The sequence below is a fragment of the Achromobacter sp. NPDC058515 genome (assembly GCF_042721735.1).
Taxonomy (GTDB): Bacteria; Pseudomonadota; Gammaproteobacteria; order Burkholderiales; family Burkholderiaceae_B; genus Achromobacter.
The window spans coordinates 553,774-575,644 of record NZ_JBHXNI010000001.1 but is presented as its reverse complement, the minus strand read 5'-3'; the positions used below and the strand labels follow the sequence as shown (position 1 = coordinate 575,644).

Sequence of the window (21,871 nt, the reverse complement as noted above, 5' to 3'; positions counted from 1 at the left end):
ATCTAACAATTAGATCTTCGAGACAGCATGTCATCCATCGTTCTGGATAACCTCACCAAACAGTACGCGGGCGCGGCCGCGATCCAAGGCGTGAGCTTCACGGTTCCGGCCGGCAGCTTCACGGTCCTGCTGGGTCCGTCTGGCTGCGGCAAGTCCACCACCCTGCGCATGATCGCCGGACTGGATACGCCCACGTCGGGCGCCATCCGTATCGGCGACCGCGACGTGACCCAGTTGCCGCCGGCCAAGCGCCGCATCTCGATGGTGTTCCAGTCGTACGCGCTGTTTCCCCACCTGTCGGTGCGCGAGAACATCCTGTTCGGCCTGAAGGTGCGCAAGGAGCCCGCGCGCGACTACGACCGCCGCCTGCAGCGCGTGGCCACCCTGCTGGGCCTGGGCCATCTGCTGGACCGCAAGCCATCGCAGCTGTCCGGCGGGCAGCAGCAGCGCGTGGCGCTGGGCCGCGCCGTGATTTCCGAAGCGCCCGTCTGCCTGATGGACGAGCCGCTGTCCAACCTGGACGCGCAGTTGCGCCACGAGATGCGGCGCGAGATCCGCGCTCTGCAGCAAAGCCTGGGCATCACGATGGTGTATGTCACGCACGACCAGACCGAGGCCATGAGCATGGCCGACCAGGTGGTGCTGCTGCGCGGCGGCCAGATCGAACAGCACGACACGCCCGACGGCCTGTATGCGCGTCCGGCCAGCGAATTCGCGGCGCGCTTCATCGGCACGCCTCCCATGAACCTGATCGGCCTGACGACGCAGCAAGGCGCCACGACCATCGCCGGCACGCAGGGCCCCGCCATCGCGGGCGCTCCCGCCGGCGCCATGAAACTGGGCGTGCGCCCGGAGCACATACGCATCGACGGCGACGGCATCTCCGCCATCGTGGAGAGCGTGGAGTACTTCGGCGCGGACTCCATCGTGGTGTGCCGCGTGGGCGATACGAGCGGCGTGGCCGTGCGGGTGGGCGGCCATCTGCGCGCCAGCGCCGGCGAGGCGCTGCGCCTGTCCTGGCCGGACGGGCAACAGCATTTCTTTGCCGCCGATTCGGCGGTCATCAACACCGTCGGGCGCTAGAAGACGCCCAATCCACAGGAAAGGAAACACAACATGCGACGCATCGTACTCAAGACCCTGGCCGCCAGCCTGGCCGCCGCCTGCCTGTCTCTGCCTGTGCAGGCGCAGAACAAGCCCGTCGAGGTGGAGTTCTATTACCCGGTCGCGGTCGGCGGCCCGATCACCAAGATCGTCGACGACATGGTGGCGGATTTCCAGAAGGAAAATCCCGACATCAAGATCAAGCCGATCTACGCCGGTTCGTACCAGGACTCGATCGCCAAGGCGCTCACCGCGCTCAAGGGCGGCACGCCGCCTCAGCTGGCCGTGCTGCTGTCCACCGACATGTTCACGCTGATCGACGAGGACGCCATCGTCCCGATCGACAGCCTGGCCAAGAGCGATGCCGACAAGAAGTGGCTGGGCGGCTTCTATGACGCCTTCATGCAGAACAGCCGCACCGGCGGCCACACCTGGGGCGTGCCGTTCCAGCGTTCGACCATCGTCATGTACTACAACAAGGACCTGTTCAAGGCTGCCGGCCTGGACCCCGAGCGCGCGCCCGCCACCTGGGCCGAGCTGGTCGAATATGGCAAGAAGCTGACCAAGCAGGACGCCTCCGGCAACACGACGCAGTGGGGCATCGAGATCCCCTCGGGCGGCGCGTTCGCCTACTGGCTGTTCCAGGCGCTGACCACGCCCAACGGCGCGATCCTGATGAACGAGGCCGGCAACGAGGTCTACCTGGACAAGCCCGCGGTGGTTGAAGCCGCCCAGTTCTGGCGCGACCTGTCGGCCAAGCACAAGATCATGCCGACCGGCACGATCGACTGGGGCACCACGCCCAAGGACTTCCTGGAAAAGAAGGCCGCCATGGTGTGGACCACGACCGGCAACCTGACCAATATCCGCAAGAACGCCGACTTCCCGTTCGGCGTGGCCATGATGCCGCAGCAAAAGCGCGGCGGCAGCCCGACGGGCGGCGGCAACTTCTACATCTTCAAGAGCGGCACGCCGGAGCAGCAGCAGGCGGCGCTGAAGTTCGCGCAATGGGTCACCACGCCCGAGCGCGCGGCCGACTGGAGCATCGCCACGGGCTATGTGGCCGTGACGCCGGCCGCCTGGCAGACGGAGAAGATGAAGAAGTACGCGCAGGAAGTTCCGGCCGCGACGGTCGCGCGCGACCAGCTGGAAGTCAGCGTGGCGGAATTCTCCACGCATGAGAACCAGCGCGTCACCAAGACCCTGAACGACGCCCTGCAGGCGGCCCTGACGGGTTCGAAGACGCCGCAGCAGGCGCTGACCGACGCGCAGCGCGAGGCCGACCGCATACTGCGTTCCTATAAGTAAACCGACCTAGCACGATGAGCCGCTCTTTAAACGCGCTTTATGGCTGGCTGCTGTTGCTGCCAGCCATCGTGCTGCTCGCCGCCTTCACGCATTACCCGGCGGTGGCGACGCTTTGGCACAGCTTTTTCTCCACGCCGAAGGGCGCGCGTCCGGCCCGCTTTGTCGGGCTGGACAACTACGCCGTGATGCGCGACGACCCGGTGTTCTGGCAGTCGCTGTGGAACAACCTGTGGTTTGCGCTGGGCACCATACCCACGTCGATCGGCATCGCGCTGATCATGGCGCTATGGGTGAACCGCAACCTGCGCGGCCGCGGTTTCCTGCGCATGGCGTACTTCACGCCGACCGTGCTGCCCATGGTGGCGGTGGCAAATATCTGGCTGTTCTTCTACACGCCGCAGTACGGGCTGATCGCGCAGGTGATGGGCTGGTTCGGATCGCCCGGCCCCAACTGGCTGGGCAACCGCGAGACGGCGCTGCCGGCGCTGATGGTGGTGACGGTGTGGAAGGAGTCGGGCTTCTTCATGATCTTCTACCTGGCCGCCTTGCAGACGGTATCGCCGTCGCTGCGCGAGGCCGCCATGCTGGAAGGCGCGTCGCGCTGGCAGTACTTCCGCCGCATCCTGTGGCCGCTCCTGATGCCCACCACGCTCTTCGTGCTGATCAACGCCTTGATCAACGCGTTCCGGTTGGTGGACCACGTGGTCGTCATGACGCGCGGCGGCCCCGACAACGCCAGCACGCTGCTGCTGTACTACATCTACCAGGTGGGTTTCAGTTTCTGGGACACGGCTTACGCCGCCACGCTGACCGTCGTGTTGCTGGTGGTGCTGGCGCTGACGGCGCTGATCAAGTTCCGCTGGCTGGACCGCAGGACGCACTATCAATGAAAGACAAGCTCGATACCCTGGGCGCCTGGGCGCTGGGCCTGTTGTGGATCCTGCCGCTGGCCTATGCCATGTGGGCGGCGTTCCACCCGCCCGCCTACGCGACCCGCTTTGACCTGTTCGCGCCGCTGACGCTGGACAACTTCGTGCGCGCCTGGCACGCGGCGCCGTTCCCGCGGTACTTCCTCAACACCTTCTTCCTGGTCACGATGGTGCTGGCCGCGCAGCTGGTGCTGTCCACGCTGGCCGGCTATGCGTTCGCGCGCTTCGAGTTCCGTGGCCGCGACTTCGTCTTCATACTGGTGCTGCTGCAGCTGATGATCATGCCCGACGTGCTGCTGGTGGAGAACTACCGTTCGATGAGCCAGCTGGGCGTGCGCGACACGGTGTTCGCCATCGGCCTGCCGTACTTCGCGTCGGCCTTCGGCATCTTCCTGCTGCGCCAGACTTTCAAGACAGTGCCGCGCGAACTGGAAGAGGCGGCGCGCATGGAAGGCGCCAACCCTTTGCAGATCCTCTGGAAGGTGTACGTGCCGCTCGCCAAGCCGATCTACGTGGCCTACGGGCTGGTGTCGGTCAGCCACCACTGGAACAACTTCCTGTGGCCGCTGATCATCACCAACTCGGTGGAATCCCGGCCGCTGACGGTGGGCCTGCAGGTGTTCTCGTCCACCGACCAGGGCATCGACTGGTCGGTGATCACCGCCGCCACCCTGATGTCGGCCGCGCCGCTCCTGATCGCATTCCTGCTGTTCCAGCGCCAGTTCGTGCAGTCGTTCATGCGGGCGGGGATCCGCTAGGGGTGTCAATACCCCACGGTCAGGCCCGGCAGGTCCACGGTGATGCGCGGGCGCTCCAGCGCCAGCGCCAGGTTCTCGGCGAATTCCCGGGCTTCCTTTTCGTCGGAGGACAGGGTGTCGTAGCCCAGCGCGTCGGCCACGCCCAGCACCTTGTCCAGCAGCAGGACCTTGCCGCTCGGGCGCAGCGGTTCGCAGCCCAGGGTTTCCCAGGCGCCGTCGAACCAGTCCTGCGCCTGGGCCTGGCGCTGCGGAGAGGGCTCGACGGTGGCCGAGAGATCCAGCGAACGCCGGGGGTCGAAAACAATGGTGATGTCGCTGCGCATGAGGGTGGCTCCTTGGGATGGCGTCAGGCGAGAAGGGTAGGCAAAAAAAGCCGGACAGATTGTCCGCCCGGCGACATTGCCTACCAGCCTCGCGACACCTCCCAGGTGACCTCGGCGCCGGCGGCCTGGGATTGGCGCATCATGTCCAGCAAGGGAAAAGCGCGTTCTTTCAGGCCGACCACTCGCGCCATCGGGGATGCCGGCGCCTTGTCGTCGTCTTCCTCGCTGTCCTCGTGGCCATGCCGGTACTCGTCGATCGCGCGCTCGATGCCGCTGATGGCGGGCCCCAGCTGCTCCACGGTGAAAACGCCGCGCTCCGGGATCTTGTCGCCCACTGGCTTGCCTGCCGCCTGCAGCAGCGCGCTGGCATGGTCGGTCAGCATCAGGACCTCGGCCACGACCTTGGAATGAAAAGTGATCAGCATGTTCCAGTCTCCCACATTGAATACCTTACATACACTACCCCAACGCCCCGGTGATGCCAACTGGCGCCTTGGAGGGGGCCCTGAGGGCGCCCCCCGGCCGCGGGCCGGGGCGTCTGCTACGCGAATTTCCCGCCACGGCTTCCGATCCGGCACCGGCGCTTCGGGCGACATGCACAATCCGTTGATTTGATTGAGAGTTCGGATGCGCCCGGGCGTCGGCCCGCGCACCGCCTGGCGGACGCTTCGGGGCAGGGCGGCTGCCGGTCCCGCCCCCAAATCAACTATGATTCAGGGGATTCCCCGTGACAGCAGGACCTGTGGCGGCCATGAATCCGGCACGAGCGCGCCAGGCATCCCCCGGTCCGCGCCCGACCTGGCCCGTGAACGCGGCTTCGGCTGGCGGGCGTGGCGCGCGGATTGCCGGCCAGGCCGCGGCCCACTGATCGCCGCCTTCGTCACTCACTCAGAACTACTCCAGACGCCCATGCTCCTCGAGCAACAAAAACAGCTTATCTCCCTGATCCAGGCCGCCGTTGCGCAGAGCCTGCCCGACGCCCAGGCCAACGTGCTGCTGGAGCGCCCCAAGGTTGCCGCCCACGGCGACGTCGCCACCAACGTGGCCATGCAGCTGGCCAAGCCGGCCCGCCGCAACCCCCGCGAGCTGGCCCAGGCCATCGTGGATGCCCTGATGGCGCATCCCGATGCCGCCCCGCTGGTCGAAAGCGCCGAAGTCGCCGGCCCCGGCTTCATCAACCTGCGCATCACGCCCGCCGCGCGCCAGGCCGTCATCGCCGCCGTGGCGGCAGAGGGCGCCGCGTTTGGCCGCGCCCCCCGCAGCGGCGAGAAGATCCTGGTCGAGTTCGTGTCGGCCAACCCCACGGGGCCGCTGCATGTGGGCCATGCCCGCCAGGCCGCCCTGGGCGACGCCCTCTGCCGCCTGTACGACGCCAGCGGCTGGGACGTCACCCGCGAGTTCTACTACAACGACGCCGGCAACCAGATCCACAACCTGGCCATCAGCGTGCAGGCGCGCGCCCGCGGCCTGACGACCGAATCCCCCGATTGGCCCGCCGACGGCTACAAGGGCGACTACATCGCCGACATCGCCCGCGACTTCCAGGCCGGCAAGACCATCCAGGCGTCCGACGGCGAGCCCGTCACCGCCACCGGCAACATCGACAGCCTGGACGACATCCGCGTCTTCGCCGTGGCCTACCTGCGCCGCGAGCAAGACCTGGACCTGCAGGCCTTCGGCCTGGCGTTCGACAACTACTACCTTGAAAGCTCGCTCTACACGTCCGGCCGCGTGGAAGCCACGGTCAAGGCGCTGATCGCCGGCGGCCACACCTACGAGGAAGGCGGCGCGCTGTGGCTGCGCACGACCGAACTGGGCACGGGCGACGACAAAGACCGCGTCATGCGCAAGAGCGAAGGCGGCTACACCTATTTCGTGCCCGACGTGGCCTATCACAAGGCCAAATGGGAGCGCGGCTTCCACCGCGCCGTGAACATCCAGGGCAGCGACCACCACGGCACCGTGGCCCGCGTGCGCGCCGGCCTGCAGGCGCTGGAAGAGGGCATCCCCAAGGACTACCCGTCCTACGTGCTGCACAAGATGGTCAAGGTGATGCGCGGCGGCGAAGAGGTCAAGATCTCCAAGCGCGCCGGCAGCTACGTCACCATGCGCGACCTGATCGACTGGGTGGGCCGCGACGCGGTGCGCTACTTCCTGATCCAGCGCCGCGCCGACACGGAATTCGTGTTCGACGTGGACCTGGCGCTGTCCAAGAGCGACGAGAATCCCGTCTATTACATCCAGTACGCGCACGCGCGCATCTGCTCGGTGATCAACAACGCCGGCATGCCGCCCGCGGACGTGGCCCAGGCCGACGCCGCGCTCCTGACCACCCCGACCGAATTCGCGCTGATGCAGCGCCTGGCCGAATTCCCGCAGGTGGTGGCCCTGGCCGCCCAGGAGCTGTCGCCGCACCACATCGCCTTCTGGCTGCGCGACTGCGCCTCGGACTTCCATGCCTGGTACAACGCCGAACGCGTGCTGGTCGACGACACAGCCCTGAAGCTGGCCCGTCTGCGCCTGGCCGCCACCACCCGTCAGGTGCTGGCCAACGGCCTTGAGCTGATGGGCGTTTCCGCCCCCGAGCGGATGTAACATCGGTTCATGGCAACCAAGCGTAAACCTACCCGCCGTTCATCCGGCGAAAGCGGCAGCACCCTTTACGGGGCGCTGGCAGGCCTGCTGATCGGCCTGATCGTCGCCGCCGTCGTCGCCTTCTATGTCACCAAGGCGCCCGTGCCGTTCGTGGACCGGGCCAGCCGCCAGGGCGATACGGGAAAGCTGCCCGATCCCCGCCAGGCCCCGGATCCCAACGCCGGCCTGTATGGCCGCGACGGCGCGGCGGGCGCCCCGCCCAGCGGCCCGACCGCCACCGCGCCGGCGCCGCTGCCAGGAACAGGCGCCACCGGCAAGGCCGACGAAACGCCCTCCAAGCTGGACGACCTGGGCGCGCTGATCGCCACGCTGCCCACCTCGAAGGCGCCCGCGGCCGCGCCGGCCGCTTCCGCGCCTGCCGCCGCGCCCACGCCGATCTCGAAAGCGGCCCCGGCCGCCAAGCCGGCTCCCGCCGCGACGGGAACCTACTACCTGCAGGCGGGCGCTTTCCGCGGCGAGAACGACGCCGAATCGCTGAAGGCCCGCATCATCCTGCTGGGACTGCCGGTGGCCGTGCAGAAGGCGGAAGTGAACGGCAAGCCCATCAACCGCGTCAGGGTGGGGCCGTTTGCCCGCCTGGACGACATGAACCGCGCCCGGGGCAGGCTGGGCGAGAACAAGATCGAAACCGCCGTGGTGCGCCAGTAGGGGCGCCCGGCGGGTGGTTTGCATTGAACTAATCCGGCCCCGAGCCTGTCTGTAGCTTTTTATTCAGGAACCTCATCCATGCTGTCCCCCAAGCTTATTCGCATCCTGGCAGCCGCCGCGCTGACCGCAACGGCGTTCTTCAGCCCGGTCAGCCATGCTCAAGGCGCCCAGCAGTACGTGCCCATCAATCCGCCGCTGCCGTCGGACACCCCGGGCAAGGTCGAAGTGCTGGAATTCTTTGCCTACACCTGCCCGCATTGCGCCTCCATGGAACCCATGGTTGAAGACTGGGCCAAGACCGCGCCTTCGGATGTGGTGCTCAAGCAAGTCCCGATCGCCTTCAACGCCGGCATGAAGCCGCTGCAACAGCTCTACTACACGCTGCTGGCCCTGGACCGCCCGGACCTGCATCCCAAGGTCTTCACCGCCATCCACGGCGAGCACAAGCGCCTGTTCGACAAGAAGGCGATGGGCGACTGGATCGCGACGCAAGGCGTGGACCGCGCCAAGTTCGATTCGGTGTTTGATTCGTTTACGGTGCAGGCCCAAGTCCAGCGCGCCAACCAGCTGGCCGACGCCTACCGCATCGAGGGCACGCCCTCGTTTGCCGTGGGCGGCAAGTTCATGACCTCGCCGGTCATGGCGGGCAACAGCTACGAAGGCGCCCTGAAGGAAGTGGATCGCCTGATCCCGCTGGCGCGCAGCAAGTAAGCCGCCCGGCACCCTCGCTTCCAGACGCCCCGAGCCCATGGCCGGGGCGTCTTGTTTTTTGGCGGGTGTTTCACGCCAGCGCAGCGGCCTGGCGGCTCCGCGCGCGGGCAGCGCGCTCAGCCCTGGACGGCCGCGGCCTTCTCAAGGGCCTGCGCCAGGTCGGCGATGAGATCGTCGGGCGACTCCAGGCCGATGTGCAGGCGGACCACGGCGTTGTCGCCGTCGCCCCAGTAGCGGTGCTTGGACAGGTCCTTGGGCGACACGAGCTGCACCAGGCTTTCGTAGCCGCCCCAAGAGAAGCCGATGCCGAACAAGGTCAGCGCGTCCACGAACTGGCGCGCCGCGGCGGGCGACAGGCGCAGCTCCACGGAAAGCATGCCGTTGGAGCCCGTGCAATCGCGTTGCCACAGGGCATGGCCGGGATCCTCGGGCCATGCCGGGTGGAACAGGCGCACCGTCTCGGGGCGGCCCTTGAGGAATTCGCAGACCTGCAAGGCATGCCGCGCGTGCTGGGCCATGCGGATCGGCATGGTGCGCACGCCGCGCAGCGCCAGCCAGGCATCGTCCGCGCTGATGGAGTAGCCCATCGCATACTGGGTGCGGTTGAGCTTCCTGGCGATGTCCTCGTCGTTGGTGACGACGGCGCCCAGCATCAGGTCGGAGTGCCCGCCCACATACTTGGTGCCCGCGATGATGGACACCTGCGCGCCCAGCGTCAGCGGGCGGTAGATATAGCCCGAACCCCAGGTGTTGTCGGTGGCCAGCACCAGGCCGCGGCTTTGCGCGAAGGCGGCCATGGCTCCCATGTCCAGCATCTCGAACAGCAGGGACCCGGGGGACTCCACGTACAGCAGCTTGGTGTTCGGGCGCACCAGCGCTTCCAGGTCCTCGCCGGCCGCGAAGTAGGTGATGTCGATGTTCAGGCGCTTCAGCACGGCGTCGTCAAGTTCGCGCATCGGGCCGTACACGCAGTCCGAAATCAGGGCGTGGTCCCCCGCCGAGCACAGGGCCAGCATGACCATGGTCATCGCCGACAGGCCCGAGGACGCCAGGTAGCAGTGGGTGCCGCCTTCCAGTTGCGTGAAGACCTCTTCCAGCGCGGCATGGGTGTCCATGCCCATGCGCCCGTATGTCGACGCGCGGCCCCCGGCCGCCTTGCTGCGCTGCGCGTTTTCCAGCGCGGCGATGTTGGCAAAGCGCACCGTGCTGGCCCGCATGGGCGGCAGCGGCACCGGCGCCGTGCCGGTCTCGGGGTTGAACGGGGCGGTGCCCGCGTGCTGGAGGACCGTATCGATGTGTTTGGTAGGCATCTTCAAGGGGTGCGATAAAACCGGAGAATCCAAACCATATCAGGAGGCGCGGCGCAGCGGCAATTCCTCCGGTGTCTGACACCCTTGCGACGCCGGCCCAAGTTCAAGCCTGTCTCTGCGGGTGTCAGACACCGACGCTTTCAGCCTACCCAGCTGACCGTTTCCGGCAGTTCGGCCCGCCGGGTCCGGTAGCTGTTGGCGGGATGCGCCGCGTCCGCATAGCCGAAGGAAATGCCGCAGACCACTCGGCGGTCCGGCGCGATGCCCAGCACCTCGCGCAGCACTTCCGGATACATGGCCAGCGACGCCTGCGCGACGGTCGCCACGCCGTTGGCCTGGGCCGCCAGCAGGAAATTGGCGACAAAGCCGCCGCAGTCCATTGCGCCGTATTCGCCCAGCGCCTCGTCGGTCGTGACAATGGCGACATGCGGCGCGTCGAACAGCTCGAAGTTGCGCATTTCCTGGCGGCGGTAGGCCTCGCGGTCGCCGCGCGCCACGCCGACGGCGCCGTAGAGCTGAAAGCCCGATTCGCGGCGGCGAGCCAGGTAGTCGCCGCGGTACTCCCGCGGGAAGGGGAAGTCGGGCGTGAAGCCCGTGTGCTCCGCGCGGCGCCGCAGCGCGTCGGCGAGCCGGCGCGTGCCCGCGCCCTCGGTGATGGCCACCTGCCACGGCTGGCAGTTGCACCAGGAGGCCGTGCGCTGCGCCAGGCTCAGGATGCGCTCGATGGTGTCGCGGGGCACGGGCGCGGGCAGGAAGGCCCGACAGCTGTGGCGCGCAAGCAGCCAGGCTTCAAGCGCGGCATCGGCGCGTTCCCGGGATTCCGGAGAGGGCTGGGCATGGGCGGTGGTCATGGTCTGTCTGTCTCCTGTTCTGGTCGGCTTTGCCTTTATGATGCCACTGTCCGGCCCGCAAGCGCCGGCCGACCCGTTCCTGGCGAGATCCCATGCTGCCCCTCGACACCCTGATCGCATTCTTCGGCATTGCCGTGCTGCTGGCCCTGACTCCGGGGCCGGACAATATCTTCGTGCTGATGCAATCGGCCATCTGGGGCCGCAAGGCGGGCATGTTCGTGGTGCTGGGGCTGTGCACGGGCCTCTTGGGGCACACGGCCGCCGTGGCGGTGGGAATGGCCGCCGTGTTCGCGGCCTCGCCCATGGCCTTCACGGCGCTCAAGCTGGCGGGCGCGGCGTACCTGGCCTACCTGGCGTGGCAGATCCTGCGCGCGCCGGTCGAATCCGAGGCCGGCAAGCGTCCGGAGCCGCTGCGGCCGGGCTCGCTGTACCGTCGCGGCATCGTCATGAATCTGACCAATCCGAAGGTGCTGCTGTTCTTCTTCGCCTTCCTGCCGCAGTTCACCTCGCCCAGGCTGGGGCCGGTGGGCTTGCAGACCATGCAGCTGGGCGCGGTATTCATGGTGTCGACGCTGCTGGTGTTCGGCGCGATTGCGTTCTTCTCGGGCGCGTTCGGCGAACTGCTGCAGCGCTCGGCAACCGCCAAGCGCTGGCTGAACCGGATCGCCGCGCTGGTGTTCGTGGGACTGGCGCTGCGGCTGGCGACGGCGACCCGCTAGAAGCCGCGCGCCGCCGCCTTGCCCGTCAGGCGGCCTTGAACCGCACGATGCCGTCCGCATCCAGGGCGCGCGTGAGCTTGCCTTCGAAGTACAGCGCGTGCAGGTGCGCCAGCGCCTCGCCCATGGCGAAGGTCAGCTGGTGCAGGTCCAGCTTGCGCCTGAACAGGACCGGCACGATGTCGGAGGTGGACTGGGGCTGGACCGCACAGGCTTCCAGCACTTCCGCCAGCCGGTCGCGGTGATGCTCGTGCTGCTGCGCGATGCGCTCGTGCAGGCCCTTGAACGGCCGGCCATGCGAGGGCAGCACCAGCGTGTCCTCGGGCAGGCCGTCATAGCCGTCCAGCGAACGCAGGTACAGGGGCAGGGGATTGGCGTCGGGTTCGTAGTCGAACACGCTGACGTTGGTGGAAATGCGCGGCAGCACCATGTCGCCGGAGATCAGCACGCCCAGGTCCGGCGAGAACAGCGAGGCATGTTCCGGCGCATGGCCGTAACCCACGATCACGCGCCAGTCGCGCCCGCCGATGCGGACCTGGTCGCCGTCCAGGATGCGGGTGTACCGCGACGGCACCGCCGGCACCAGGTTGGGATAGTAGTTGGCGCGCTGGCGGATCTGCTCTTGCGCGTCCAGGTCGGTCAGCCCGTGACGGGCGAAATGCTCGACCGCCGCCTGCCCGCCCGGCCCCGCGCCCGCATCGCTGCGGCGCGACGACCAGAGCGAAGCCACCATGTAGTCGGTCATGGTCATCCACAGGCGGGCGTTCCAGCGTTCGCACAGCCAATGCGCCAGGCCGATGTGGTCGGGATGCATGTGGGTGACCAGCACGCGCAGGACAGGCAGGCCGTCCAGCTCGTTTTCGAACACCGCTTCCCACAGCGTCTTCACTTCTTCGCGCGAAATGCCGCAATCGACGATGGTCCAGCCATCCTTGCCGTCGATGTTGTCGCGCAGCAGCCAGAGGTTGATATGATCCAGCGCGAACGGCAGCGGCATCCGGATCCATTTGACGCCCTCGGCCACGACATGCGCGCGGCCGGCTTCGGGCTGGAAATCCGCCCAGGGATACTGCAGCTTTTGTTCGTTGGGATTCATTGCCTCTCGCTCCACGCTTGACGATCAGGTCAAGTCATCATAATTTACGTTTACGTAAACTGCCACACCTCGCATGCCCTCGTCAACCTGGACCATCTCCGAACTCTCCCGCGAGTTCGACGTCACGCCCCGCACGATCCGCTTCTACGAAGACCAGGGGATCGTCAGCCCGGCGCGCGAGGGACGCAACCGCATCTTCGGCCCGCGCGACCGCACGCGCCTGAAACTGGCGCTGCGCGGCAAGCGGCTGGGACTGCAACTGTCCGAAATCCTGACCCTGATCGACATGTACGACGGGCCCGGCGACACCGAAGTGCAATTGCGACAATACCTGACTGTCCTGGAACAGCATCGCGCCACGCTGGAACAACAGCGCCGCGACATCGAGGATACCTTGCAGGAAATCGCGCAGCAGGAGCGGCAGTGCCGCTCGTTGCTGGCGCAGAAGCCGTAGGGGCGCGACCATGGCCCCCCTGCAAACCGTCGCGCTGTTCATCCTGACCGCGCTGGCCGAAATCGTCGGCTGCTATCTGCCTTACCTGTGGCTGCGCAAAGGCCATTCGATCTGGCTGCTGGCGCCCGCCGCGCTCAGCCTGGCGCTGTTCGCGTGGCTGCTGACGCTGCATCCGACGGCGTCGGGCCGCGTTTATGCGGCGTATGGCGGCGTCTATATCGGCATGGCGCTGCTGTGGCTGTGGGCCGTGGACGGCGTGCGCCCCAGCGCGAGCGACTGGATCGGCGTGGGCCTGTGCCTGGCCGGAATGCTGGTGATCATGTTCGGGCCGCGAAGCTCGTAACCGCCACGGCGAACTAAAAAAAACGCGCGAACCCCGAAGGGCCGCGCGTTTTTTCCATGAGCCGCTGCTTACTCGGCCTTGATATTGCCTTCCTTGATGATGCGCGCGTTGTTCGCGAACTCCGCCTGCACCTGCTTGGCGAAGGCGTCGCCCGTGGCCGTGCCCGGCTGCAGGTAGGACTTGGCCAGCAGGTCCTGGAACTCGGCGCTGGCCACGGCCTTGGCCAACGCGGCCTGCAAGGGCTGCGACACCGCCGGCGGCAGGTTGGCGGGCGCGAAGATGCCGAAGTTCGAGTAGTACTGCGCCTGCGGCAGCTTCAGCTCGGCCATCGTCGGCACGTCCGGCCAGGCGGCCAGGCGCTGCGGCGCCATCACGGCCAGCGGCTTCAAGGCGCCGTTGGCCACGTGCGGCAGCACCACGTCGCTGTTGACCACCAGCAGCTCCACCACGCCGCCCAGTCCGTCGGTCAGCGCCTGGCTGTTGCCGCGGTAGGGCACATGCAGCATCTTGGTGCCCGTCTGCGTGGTCACCGACGCCATGCCGATGTGGGCCACGGTGCCCTGGCCCGGCGTGCCGTAGCGCACGCCGTCCGGGTGCGACTTGGCGTAGTCGATCAGGCCGGCGAAGTCCTTCACCGGCAGGGCCTTGGTCGCCACGATGGCGACCGGGGCCACGGCCACGCTGGCCACCGGCGTCAGGTCCTTCATCGGGTCGTAGTTGGTCTTGGCCAGGTGCGGGAAGATGGTCAGCGGGCTGGTCGAGGCCAGCAGCAGCGTCGTGCCGTCCGGCTGCGCGCGCGCCACGAAGTCCGTGCCCACGGACGCGCCCGCCCCCGGCTTGTTTTCAACGATGACGGTCACGTTGGCTTCCTTGCGCAGCGCGTCGCCCAGGCGGCGCCCGATCGCGTCGGCGCTGCCGCCGGCGGTGTAAGGCACAACCACCGTCACAGGCTTGGCCGGCCACCCTTGGGCCATGGCGCCGCTTGCCATGATTGCCAGGGCCGCCCCCGCGGCCTTGATCAGCAATGTCTTCTTTTTCATATCGTCCTAGTGATGTTGCATAGCACTACGTTGGATAAAGCGGACAGCGGTAAAGCACATCAGGCGAGGTAGCGCTGCGCCAGGCGAACCCAGTACGACGCGCCCGCCGGAATCAAAGAATCGTTGAAGTCATAGCTGGCGTTGTGCAGCATGCAGGGGCCCAGTCCGTGGCCCGCCATGCGGTGCTCGCCGTCGCCGTTGCCCAGGAACACGTAGCAGCCGGGCTTTTCCTGCAGCAGGAAGGCGAAGTCCTCGGACGCCATGGCCGGCTCGATCACCAGCGCGCGGTCCTCGCCCACGACATCGCGCATGACGTCCATGCAGAATTCGGTTTCGGCCACGGTGTTGACCAGCGCCGGGTAGCGGCGCTCGAAAAACACGTCGGCTTCGCAGCCGTGCGCGGCGGCGATGTTGCCCGCGATCTCCTTCATGCGGCGTTCGATCAGGTCGACCACGTCCGTGCTGTAGGCGCGCACCGAGCCGCCCAGCCACGCCGTGTTCGGAATGACGTTGATGACGCTGCCGCCGGCCTGCACCTGGGTGATCGACAGCACGGCGGCGTCCAGCGGACGCTTGCTGCGCGTCAGGATGGTCTGCAGCGACTGGCCGATGGCGAACAGCGCGGGCACCGGGTCGTTGCAGTCCTGGGGCGCGGCGGCGTGGCCGCCCTTGCCCTTGACGGTGATCTTGAAGCCGTTGGCGGCCGCCATCATGGGGCCGGAACACACGCCGAACGAGCCGGCCGGCAGGCCCGGCCAGTTGTGCATGCCGAACACGGCTTCGCAGGGGAAGCGGGTAAACAGGCCGTCCTGGATCATGGCGCGGCCGCCCGCGCCGCCTTCCTCGGCCGGCTGGAAGCACAGATACACCGTGCCGTCGAATCCGCCCCCGGTCTGCAGGTGTTGCGCCGCAGCCAGCAGCATGGCGGTATGCCCGTCATGGCCGCAGCCGTGCATCTTGCCGTCGTGGCGCGAGCGGTGTTCGAACTGGTTTTCTTCCTGCATGGGCAGGGCGTCCATATCGGCGCGCAGCATGATCGCGCGGTCCGACGCGCCGCGCTTGATCACGCCGACCACGCCGGTCTTGGCGATGCCGGTGTGCGTTTCAATGCCCCACCCGCGCAGCGTGTCCGCGACCAGCTTGGCCGTGCGGTGCTCTTCATAGCAGAGTTCGGGGTGCATGTGGATGTCGCGCCGCAGCGCCACAATTTCGTCCAGATTGGATAGTTCAAGCACGTCAAACTCCGTTGCGATGATTCAGGATTCAAGGATTGGCTGGGATATTACTCATCGTTACTCCGGGGGAAGATGACAATTTCCTAGGGATAACCCGACTCCAATTTACGTTTACGTAAACGTAATATTTGCGGTGCATCATTGCGCCGCGGTGGTTGATCGGCGCATCATGAGCCACAGGTGGCAGCATGGCGCAAACAGCAGGCGCCCATAAGAATGTAAGTACCCACTCTCTCGGAGACATCGATGAATCTTCCCGGCCTGAACTTCGACCTGGGCGAAGACCTGGACATGCTGCGCGACGCCGTGCGCAATTTCGCACAGGCCGAGATCGCGCCGCGCGCCGCAGAAGTCGATCGCAGCGACCAGTTCCCCATGGACCTCTGGCGCAAATTTGGCGAACTCGGCGTGCTCGGCATGACGGCCGATGAGGAATACGGCGGCGCCAACATGGGCTATCTGGCCCATATGGTCGTGATGGAGGAAATCTCCCGCGCCAGCGCTTCCGTCGGCCTCTCCTACGGCGCGCACTCCAACCTGTGCGTAAACCAGATCAACCGCAACGGCACGGCGGCCCAGAAGGCCAGATATCTGCCCAAGCTGATTTCGGGGGAACACGTGGGCGCGCTGGCCATGAGCGAGCCCGGCGCCGGCTCCGACGTCGTCAGCATGAAGCTGCGCGCGGACAAGAAGGGCGACCGCTACGTGCTCAACGGCACCAAGATGTGGATCACCAACGGCCCGGACGCCGACACCCTCGTCGTCTACGCCAAGACCGACCCCGAAGCGCACCAGCGCGGCATCACGGCCTTCCTGGTGGAAAAGGGCTTCAAGGGCTTTTCGGTGGCGCAGAAGCTGGACAAGCTGGGCATGCGCGGCAGCCACACGGGAGAACTCGTGTTCCAGGACTGCGAAATCCCCGAGGAAAACGTGCTGGGCCAGGTCAACGGCGGCGTGAAGGTGCTGATGAGCGGCCTGGACTACGAACGCGCCGTGCTGTCCGGCGGCCCCCTGGGCATCATGCAGGCCGTGATGGACGTGGTGGTGCCCTATATCCACGACCGCAAGCAGTTCGGCCAGGCGATCGGCGAATTCCAGCTGATCCAGGGCAAGGTCGCCGACCTGTACACCACCCTGCAAGCCAGCCGCGCCTTCTGCTACCAGGTGGGCAAGAACCTGGACAAGCTGGGCACGGACCACGTCCGGCAAGTGCGCAAGGACTGCGCCGCCCTGATCCTGTATACGGCCGAAAAGGCCACCTGGATGGCGGGCGAGGGCGTGCAGATCCTGGGCGGCAACGGCTACATCAACGAGTACCCCGTGGGCCGCCTGTGGCGCGACGCCAAGCTGTACGAGATCGGCGCCGGCACCAGCGAGATCCGCCGCATGCTGATCGGCCGCGAACTCTTCAACGAAACTGCCTGACCAACCCCCAAAAGCCGCGCCGCCATGATCCGCATGTCCGATGTCCAGCATATCGAGCAGGCTCCCGCGCCGGGGCCCTCGCCGCTGGACGTCGCGCGGCTGATGCTGGCGGGCTTCGACCGCCATTACGCGCTGTTCCGCTACAGCGCGCAGCGCGCCAAGGCGCTGTTTGAATCCGGCGACTGGCACGGCATCCAGCACTTGTCGCGCGAGCGCATCGAGTACTACGACATGCGGGTGCGCGAATGCGCGGCCCAGCTCGAAGGCGTGCTGCGCGGCCGCCCCGAAGGCGCCGTCGGCAACGCCGCCACGAACGGGGCCGGCAATGGCGCCGCCGCGCCGTCCCTGACCGACGCGCAGACCGCGTTCTGGCAGCAGATCAAGCAGGAATTCGTCGGCCTGCTGGGCGAACACCGCCAGCCCGAATGCGCCGAGACGTTCTTCAACTCGGTGTCGTGCCGGCTGCTGCACCGCGACTATTTCCACAACGATTTTCTCTTCGTCCGGCCCGCCGTCGCCACCGACTACCTCGACAGCAGCACGCCTTCGTACCGGGTGTACTACCCGGCGACGGACGGACTGGAAAAAAGCCTGATCCGCATGGTGGCGGACTTTGGCCTGGCGCTGCCTTTTGAGGACCTGCCGCGCGACACCCGGCTGCTGGCGCGCGCCGCGGTCTCGCAGCTGCGCGCCCTCTTGCCGCGCCACGTGGGCCGGCGCATCGCCAGCGACTGCCAGATCCATGCGCTGGGCTCGCTGTTCTTTCGCAACAAGGGCGCCTACATCGTCGGCCGCCTGATCAACCAGACAACCGTCTACCCCTTTGCGGTGGCGCTGACGCGCAACCCGGCGGGGCAGGTCGCGCTTGACGCGCTGCTGCTGGGCGCGGACGACCTGAGCACCCTGTTCAGCTTCACCCGCGCCTACTTCCTGGTGGACATGGAAACGCCGGCCGCGGTGGTGAACTTCCTGGCCAGCCTGCTGCCGCGCAAGCCCAAGGCCGAGCTCTACACCATGATCGGCCTGCAGAAGCAGGGCAAGACGCTGTTCTATCGCGATTTCCTGCACCACCTGGCGCATTCGCGCGATGCATTCGACATCGCGCCCGGCATCAAGGGCATGGTGATGTGCGTGTTCACCCTGCCGTCCTATCCCTATGTGTTCAAGCTGATCAAGGACCACATCGACAAGGACGGCATGGACCACGCCACGGTGCGGCGCAAGTACCAGATGGTGAAGCTGCATGACCGCGTGGGCCGCATGGCCGACACCTGGGAATACTCGCAGGTGGCGCTGCCGCGCGACCGCTTCGCCCCCGCGCTGCTGGACGAGCTACGCCGGCTGGTGCCCAGCCTGATCGAGGAAACCGCCGACACCGTGGTCATCCGCCACGTCTACATCGAACGGCGGATGACGCCGCTGAACATCTATCTGCGCCATGCCCCGGACGCGCTGCTGGAGCCGGCCGTGCGCGAATACGGGGACGCCATCCGGCAGCTGGCCGCGGCCAATATCTTCCCCGGCGACATGCTCTACAAGAACTTCGGCGTCACGCGCCTGGGCCGGGTCGTCTTTTATGACTACGACGAAATCCAGCGCATGACCGAAATGAACTTCCGCCGCATTCCGCCCGCCCCGAACGAAGAGGCGGAAATGGCTTCCGAACCCTGGTACGCGGTCGGACCGAACGATGTATTTCCCGAGGAATTCGGCCGCTTCCTGCTGGGCGACGCGCGTGTGCGCGGCGCCTTCCTGCGCCACCATGCCGACTTGCTGAAACCGGAATGGTGGCAGGCCTGCCGCGCCCATGTGGCGCAGGGCCGGATTGAAGAATTTTTCCCTTACGATACGGACAGACGCCTGCGTACGGAACGCCCTTCCGGCGGCAACGCGGTGTTGCAACCCAGACGCTGTCCCGACCCTCACAGGAGCTAGTCATGTCAGATCCCATCGTTATCGTTTCCGTCGCCCGCACGCCCATGGGCGGCATGCTGGGCAGCCTGTCCGGCCTGGCCGCCCACGAGCTGGGCGCGGTGGCCATCAAGGCCGCCATCGAACGCGCCGGCATCAAGGCCGAGCAGGTCGATGAAGTCATCATGGGCAACGTGCTGCAGGCAGGCCAGGGCCAGGCCCCCGCGCGCCAGGCGGCGCTGGGCGCGGGCCTGCCGCTGGGCGTGGCGTGCACCACGATCCACAAGGTGTGCGGCTCGGGCCTGAAGGCCGCCATGTTCGGCCATGACCTGCTGGCGGCCGGCAGCGCCGAAATCGTCGTCGCCGGCGGCCAGGAAAGCATGAGCAACGCGCCCTACCTACTGCTCAAGGCCCGCCAGGGCTACCGTTTCGGCCACAACACCGTGTATGACCACATGGCGCTCGACGGCCTGGAAGATGCCTACGACAAGGGCAAGGCCATGGGCGTGTTCGCCGAGGACTGCGCCGCCAAGTATGAGTTCACCCGCGAACAGCAGGACGCCTTCTCGCTGGAATCGCTGCGCCGCGCCCGCGCCGCCACCGAAGACGGCAGCTTCAAGTGGGAAATCGCGCCCGTGACCGTCGCCGGCCGCAAGGGCGACACCGTGATCGACACCGACGAAGCCCCCACCAAGGCCATGCCGGAGAAGATCCCCTCGCTCAAGCCCGCGTTCAAGAAAGACGGCACCATCACCGCCGCCAACTCCTCGTCGATCTCCGACGGCGCCGCCGCCATGGTGCTGATGCGCGCGTCCACCGCCGAGAAGCTCGGCGTGAAGCCGCTGGCCCGCATCGTGGCGCACAGCCAGCACTCGCAGGAGCCCGGCTGGTTCACCACCGCCCCCGTGGGCGCGCTGAAGAACCTGTTCGCCAAGACCGGCTGGAAGGCCGAGGACGTGGACCTGTACGAGATCAACGAAGCCTTCGCGGTGGTCACCATGGCCGCCATGACCGACTTCAAGCTCCCGCATGAAAAGGTCAACATCAACGGCGGCGCCACCGCGCTGGGCCACCCGATCGGCGCATCCGGCGCCCGCCTGATGGCCACCCTGGTCGGCGCGCTGCGCAAGACCGGCGGCAAGCGCGGCGTGGCCACCTTGTGCATCGGCGGCGGCGAAGCCGTCGCGATGGCCATCGAGATGGTCTAAGGACTGGCTTGGGAGGCGGGCTTGCGCCCGTCTCCCAAGATGGATTCCGCTGCGCCTTTTCGGCATTGCATCTATCGCGACGGGTCGGTCGCGAGCCATGCAGGAAAGGCGCAACGAAATCCATTACCCCATATCGACAAGAATGCCCGGCCAACGGGCAGCGAGACAAACCGCTCTACGAGCGCCTTCAAATTCCAATCAAGCAGGACGGGTGGAACCCCATGCCCATCATCGAATCCCGCATCAATACGCGGTCGCAGGACTACACCGACAATGCGCGCGCCATGCAGGCGCAGCTGGACGATCTGAACCAGAAGCTGGCGCAGACCGCCCAGGGCGGCAGCGAATCCGCGCGCGCCAAGCACGTGGCGCGCGGCAAGCTGCTGCCGCGCGACCGCGTGGAGAACCTGATCGACCCGGGCACCCCGTTCCTGGAACTGTCGCCCATGGCGGCGCACGGCATGTACGAGGGCGACGCGCCGGGCGCGGGCGTCATCACCGGCATCGGCCGCGTATCCGGCACGGAATGCGTGATCGTCTGCAACGACGCCACGGTCAAGGGCGGCACCTACTACCCGATGACGGTCAAGAAGCATCTGCGCGCGCAGGAGATCGCGGCGCAGAACCACCTGCCTTGCGTCTACCTGGTGGATTCGGGCGGCGCCAACCTGCCGCAGCAGGACGAAGTGTTCCCCGACCGCGAGCACTTCGGCCGCATCTTCTACAACCAGGCCCAGATGTCCGCGCAAGGCATCGCGCAGATCGCCGTGGTGATGGGGTCCTGCACCGCCGGCGGCGCCTACGTGCCCGCGATGAGCGACGAGTCCATCATCGTGAAGAACCAGGGCACCATCTTCCTGGGCGGCCCGCCGCTGGTGAAGGCCGCCACGGGCGAAGAGGTCAGCGCCGAGGACCTGGGCGGCGGCGACGTCCACACGCGCCTGTCCGGCGTGGTGGACCACCTGGCCGCCAACGACATGCACGCGCTGCAGCTGGCGCGCAATGCGGTGGCGCGGCTGAACCGCAAGAAGCCCCAGCCGCTGGCGACCGTGCCGGTGCGCGAACCGCGCTACGACCCCAGCGAACTGAACGGCATCATCCCCGCCGACACGCGCAAGCCGTACGACGTGCGCGAAGTCATCGCGCGCATCGTGGACGGCTCGGAGTTCGACGAGTTCAAGGCGCGCTTCGGCCCCACGCTGATCACGGGCTTCGCCCACATCCACGGCATGCCGGTGGGCATCGTGGCGAACAACGGCATCCTGTTTTCCGAGTCCGCGCAAAAGGGCGCGCACTTCATCGAGCTATGCGCGCAGCGCAAGATCCCGCTGGTTTTCCTGCAGAACATCACGGGCTTCATGGTGGGCCGCAAGTACGAGAACGAAGGCATCGCGCGCCACGGCGCGAAGATGGTGACGGCCGTAGCCACCGCCGCCGTGCCGAAGTTCACCGTGCTGATCGGCGGCTCGTTCGGCGCCGGCAACTACGGCATGTGCGGCCGCGCCTATTCGCCGCGCATGCTCTTCATGTGGCCCAACGCCCGCATCTCGGTCATGGGCGGCGAACAGGCGGCAAGCGTCCTGGCCACCGTCAAGCGCGACGGCATCGAGGCGCGCGGCGGCCAGTGGTCCGCCGACGAAGAGAACGCATTCAAGGCGCCCATCCGCGAGCAGTACGAACGCGAAGGCCATCCCTACTACGCCACCGCGCGCCTGTGGGACGACGGCATCATCGCGCCGGCCGACACGCGCCGCGTGCTGGGCCTGGCGCTGTCGGCCGCGTTGAATGCGCCGATCGAAGATACGCAGTTCGGCGTCTTCCGCATGTAGGTGAGCCCGCCCCCTGC

The 21,871-nt window shown here is 67.0% G+C and carries 21 protein-coding genes; 14 read left to right on the top strand and 7 right to left on the bottom strand.

Translation table 11 applies throughout. The features are described from left to right. Window positions 1-27 precede the first annotated feature (27 nt). From ACFWP0_RS02725 to ACFWP0_RS02710, 4 genes are read left to right on the top strand one after another with little or no spacing between them, the layout of a single operon-like run. The gene (locus tag ACFWP0_RS02725; RefSeq protein WP_377839484.1) at window positions 28-1,083 is read left to right on the top strand and encodes an ABC transporter ATP-binding protein; all 1,056 of its coding nucleotides are present in this window, start codon (window positions 28-30) and stop codon (window positions 1,081-1,083) included. A 33-nt stretch (window positions 1,084-1,116) separates the two neighbouring features. Next, window positions 1,117-2,412: an ABC transporter substrate-binding protein gene (locus ACFWP0_RS02720; RefSeq protein WP_377839483.1), complete on the top strand. Its 1,296-nt coding sequence runs from the start codon at window positions 1,117-1,119 to the stop codon at window positions 2,410-2,412. 14 nt (window positions 2,413-2,426) lie between these two features. Beyond that, complete coding sequence (locus tag ACFWP0_RS02715; RefSeq protein WP_377839482.1) at window positions 2,427-3,302, top strand: carbohydrate ABC transporter permease; 876 nt, start codon at window positions 2,427-2,429, stop codon at window positions 3,300-3,302. Then, the gene (locus tag ACFWP0_RS02710) at window positions 3,299-4,099 is read left to right on the top strand and encodes a carbohydrate ABC transporter permease (protein WP_377839481.1); all 801 of its coding nucleotides are present in this window, start codon (window positions 3,299-3,301) and stop codon (window positions 4,097-4,099) included. The genes ACFWP0_RS02715 and ACFWP0_RS02710 overlap by 4 nt, the downstream gene beginning before the upstream one ends. A 5-nt stretch (window positions 4,100-4,104) precedes the next feature. Here ACFWP0_RS02710 and ACFWP0_RS02705 read toward each other — a convergent pair whose 3' ends face one another. After that, entirely contained in the window at window positions 4,105-4,422 is a 318-nt protein-coding gene (locus tag ACFWP0_RS02705; RefSeq protein ID WP_377839480.1) for a hypothetical protein, read from the bottom strand. Window positions 4,423-4,502: 80 nt separating this feature from the next. Beyond that, window positions 4,503-4,847, bottom strand: a complete 345-nt coding sequence (locus ACFWP0_RS02700; protein WP_377839479.1) for a DUF1840 domain-containing protein — start codon at window positions 4,845-4,847, stop codon at window positions 4,503-4,505. 484 nt (window positions 4,848-5,331) lie between these two features. Here ACFWP0_RS02700 and argS point away from each other — a divergent pair, with 484 nt between their 5' ends. The 3 genes from argS to ACFWP0_RS02685 all read left to right on the top strand — a co-directional run bounded on the left by argS (window position 5,332) and on the right by ACFWP0_RS02685 (window position 8,436). Next, complete coding sequence (gene argS / locus ACFWP0_RS02695) at window positions 5,332-7,017, top strand: arginine--tRNA ligase (protein WP_377839478.1); 1,686 nt, start codon at window positions 5,332-5,334, stop codon at window positions 7,015-7,017. 9 nt (window positions 7,018-7,026) lie between these two features. Continuing rightward, window positions 7,027-7,725, top strand: coding sequence for an SPOR domain-containing protein (locus tag ACFWP0_RS02690; protein WP_377839477.1), 699 nt, complete (start codon window positions 7,027-7,029; stop codon window positions 7,723-7,725). 78 nt (window positions 7,726-7,803) lie between these two features. Further along, the gene (locus ACFWP0_RS02685; RefSeq protein WP_377839475.1) at window positions 7,804-8,436 is read left to right on the top strand and encodes a thiol:disulfide interchange protein DsbA/DsbL; all 633 of its coding nucleotides are present in this window, start codon (window positions 7,804-7,806) and stop codon (window positions 8,434-8,436) included. A gap of 116 nt (window positions 8,437-8,552) precedes the next feature. Here ACFWP0_RS02685 and metC read toward each other — a convergent pair whose 3' ends face one another. Beyond that, window positions 8,553-9,746 carry a cystathionine beta-lyase gene (metC, locus tag ACFWP0_RS02680; RefSeq protein ID WP_377839474.1) on the bottom strand — a complete coding sequence of 398 codons (1,194 nt, stop codon included), beginning with the start codon at window positions 9,744-9,746 and terminating at the stop codon, window positions 8,553-8,555. 140 nt (window positions 9,747-9,886) lie between these two features. Then, window positions 9,887-10,597, bottom strand: coding sequence for a nitroreductase (locus ACFWP0_RS02675; RefSeq protein ID WP_377839473.1), 711 nt, complete (start codon window positions 10,595-10,597; stop codon window positions 9,887-9,889). A gap of 92 nt (window positions 10,598-10,689) precedes the next feature. On the opposite strand from ACFWP0_RS02675, the gene ACFWP0_RS02670 reads away from it, so the two are divergent. Then, entirely contained in the window at window positions 10,690-11,316 is a 627-nt protein-coding gene (locus ACFWP0_RS02670; RefSeq protein WP_377839472.1) for a LysE family translocator, read from the top strand. Between the two features lie 25 nt (window positions 11,317-11,341). Here ACFWP0_RS02670 and ACFWP0_RS02665 read toward each other — a convergent pair whose 3' ends face one another. Beyond that, window positions 11,342-12,409: an MBL fold metallo-hydrolase gene (locus ACFWP0_RS02665; protein WP_377839471.1), complete on the bottom strand. Its 1,068-nt coding sequence runs from the start codon at window positions 12,407-12,409 to the stop codon at window positions 11,342-11,344. Between the two features lie 73 nt (window positions 12,410-12,482). Here ACFWP0_RS02665 and ACFWP0_RS02660 point away from each other — a divergent pair, with 73 nt between their 5' ends. After that, window positions 12,483-12,863 carry a MerR family DNA-binding transcriptional regulator gene (locus ACFWP0_RS02660; protein ID WP_377839470.1) on the top strand — a complete coding sequence of 127 codons (381 nt, stop codon included), beginning with the start codon at window positions 12,483-12,485 and terminating at the stop codon, window positions 12,861-12,863. Window positions 12,864-12,873: 10 nt separating this feature from the next. After that, window positions 12,874-13,206 carry a YnfA family protein gene (locus tag ACFWP0_RS02655; RefSeq protein WP_377839469.1) on the top strand — a complete coding sequence of 111 codons (333 nt, stop codon included), beginning with the start codon at window positions 12,874-12,876 and terminating at the stop codon, window positions 13,204-13,206. 68 nt (window positions 13,207-13,274) lie between these two features. On the opposite strand, the gene ACFWP0_RS02650 is transcribed toward ACFWP0_RS02655, so the two are convergent. Together ACFWP0_RS02650 and ACFWP0_RS02645 are read right to left on the bottom strand one after the other, a co-directional pair. Beyond that, window positions 13,275-14,246, bottom strand: coding sequence for a Bug family tripartite tricarboxylate transporter substrate binding protein (locus ACFWP0_RS02650; protein ID WP_377839468.1), 972 nt, complete (start codon window positions 14,244-14,246; stop codon window positions 13,275-13,277). A 59-nt stretch (window positions 14,247-14,305) separates the two neighbouring features. Beyond that, window positions 14,306-15,481: a M20 aminoacylase family protein gene (locus ACFWP0_RS02645; RefSeq protein ID WP_377839467.1), complete on the bottom strand. Its 1,176-nt coding sequence runs from the start codon at window positions 15,479-15,481 to the stop codon at window positions 14,306-14,308. 246 nt (window positions 15,482-15,727) lie between these two features. Between ACFWP0_RS02645 and ACFWP0_RS02640 the strand changes: the two genes are divergently transcribed. From ACFWP0_RS02640 to ACFWP0_RS02625, 4 genes are all read left to right on the top strand, one after another. Further along, window positions 15,728-16,906 (top strand): isovaleryl-CoA dehydrogenase, encoded by a 1,179-nt coding sequence (locus ACFWP0_RS02640; RefSeq protein ID WP_377839466.1) that lies wholly within the window; start codon window positions 15,728-15,730, stop codon window positions 16,904-16,906. A gap of 24 nt (window positions 16,907-16,930) precedes the next feature. Further along, a complete protein-coding gene (aceK, locus tag ACFWP0_RS02635) occupies window positions 16,931-18,841 on the top strand; it encodes a bifunctional isocitrate dehydrogenase kinase/phosphatase (protein ID WP_377839465.1) in 1,911 nt (636 codons plus the stop codon). A gap of 2 nt (window positions 18,842-18,843) precedes the next feature. Next, on the top strand, window positions 18,844-20,025 hold the full coding sequence (locus ACFWP0_RS02630) for an acetyl-CoA C-acetyltransferase (protein WP_377839464.1): 1,182 nt from the start codon (window positions 18,844-18,846) through the stop codon (window positions 20,023-20,025). Between the two features lie 221 nt (window positions 20,026-20,246). Next, window positions 20,247-21,854: a carboxyl transferase domain-containing protein gene (locus ACFWP0_RS02625; RefSeq protein ID WP_377839463.1), complete on the top strand. Its 1,608-nt coding sequence runs from the start codon at window positions 20,247-20,249 to the stop codon at window positions 21,852-21,854. Window positions 21,855-21,871 lie beyond the last annotated feature (17 nt).

Excerpts from the sequence above, each read along its gene's own strand:
- ACFWP0_RS02675 (WP_377839473.1), bottom strand. The coding sequence starts at position 10,597 with ATGACCACCGCCCATGCCCAGCCCTCTCCGGAATCCCGGGAACGCGCC.
- ACFWP0_RS02655 (WP_377839469.1), top strand. The coding sequence starts at position 12,874 with ATGGCCCCCCTGCAAACCGTCGCGCTGTTCATCCTGACCGCGCTGGCC.
- ACFWP0_RS02710 (WP_377839481.1), top strand. The coding sequence starts at position 3,299 with ATGAAAGACAAGCTCGATACCCTGGGCGCCTGGGCGCTGGGCCTGTTG.
- ACFWP0_RS02660 (WP_377839470.1), top strand. The coding sequence starts at position 12,483 with ATGCCCTCGTCAACCTGGACCATCTCCGAACTCTCCCGCGAGTTCGAC.
- ACFWP0_RS02650 (WP_377839468.1), bottom strand. The coding sequence starts at position 14,246 with ATGAAAAAGAAGACATTGCTGATCAAGGCCGCGGGGGCGGCCCTGGCA.
- ACFWP0_RS02630 (WP_377839464.1), top strand. The coding sequence starts at position 18,844 with ATGTCAGATCCCATCGTTATCGTTTCCGTCGCCCGCACGCCCATGGGC.
- ACFWP0_RS02665 (WP_377839471.1), bottom strand. The coding sequence starts at position 12,409 with ATGAATCCCAACGAACAAAAGCTGCAGTATCCCTGGGCGGATTTCCAG.
- ACFWP0_RS02725 (WP_377839484.1), top strand. The coding sequence starts at position 28 with ATGTCATCCATCGTTCTGGATAACCTCACCAAACAGTACGCGGGCGCG.
- argS (WP_377839478.1), top strand. The coding sequence starts at position 5,332 with ATGCTCCTCGAGCAACAAAAACAGCTTATCTCCCTGATCCAGGCCGCC.
- ACFWP0_RS02720 (WP_377839483.1), top strand. The coding sequence starts at position 1,117 with ATGCGACGCATCGTACTCAAGACCCTGGCCGCCAGCCTGGCCGCCGCC.
- ACFWP0_RS02705 (WP_377839480.1), bottom strand. The coding sequence starts at position 4,422 with ATGCGCAGCGACATCACCATTGTTTTCGACCCCCGGCGTTCGCTGGAT.
- aceK (WP_377839465.1), top strand. The coding sequence starts at position 16,931 with ATGATCCGCATGTCCGATGTCCAGCATATCGAGCAGGCTCCCGCGCCG.
- ACFWP0_RS02625 (WP_377839463.1), top strand. The coding sequence starts at position 20,247 with ATGCCCATCATCGAATCCCGCATCAATACGCGGTCGCAGGACTACACC.
- ACFWP0_RS02685 (WP_377839475.1), top strand. The coding sequence starts at position 7,804 with ATGCTGTCCCCCAAGCTTATTCGCATCCTGGCAGCCGCCGCGCTGACC.
- ACFWP0_RS02690 (WP_377839477.1), top strand. The coding sequence starts at position 7,027 with ATGGCAACCAAGCGTAAACCTACCCGCCGTTCATCCGGCGAAAGCGGC.
- ACFWP0_RS02670 (WP_377839472.1), top strand. The coding sequence starts at position 10,690 with ATGCTGCCCCTCGACACCCTGATCGCATTCTTCGGCATTGCCGTGCTG.
- ACFWP0_RS02715 (WP_377839482.1), top strand. The coding sequence starts at position 2,427 with ATGAGCCGCTCTTTAAACGCGCTTTATGGCTGGCTGCTGTTGCTGCCA.
- ACFWP0_RS02700 (WP_377839479.1), bottom strand. The coding sequence starts at position 4,847 with ATGCTGATCACTTTTCATTCCAAGGTCGTGGCCGAGGTCCTGATGCTG.
- ACFWP0_RS02640 (WP_377839466.1), top strand. The coding sequence starts at position 15,728 with ATGAATCTTCCCGGCCTGAACTTCGACCTGGGCGAAGACCTGGACATG.
- metC (WP_377839474.1), bottom strand. The coding sequence starts at position 9,746 with ATGCCTACCAAACACATCGATACGGTCCTCCAGCACGCGGGCACCGCC.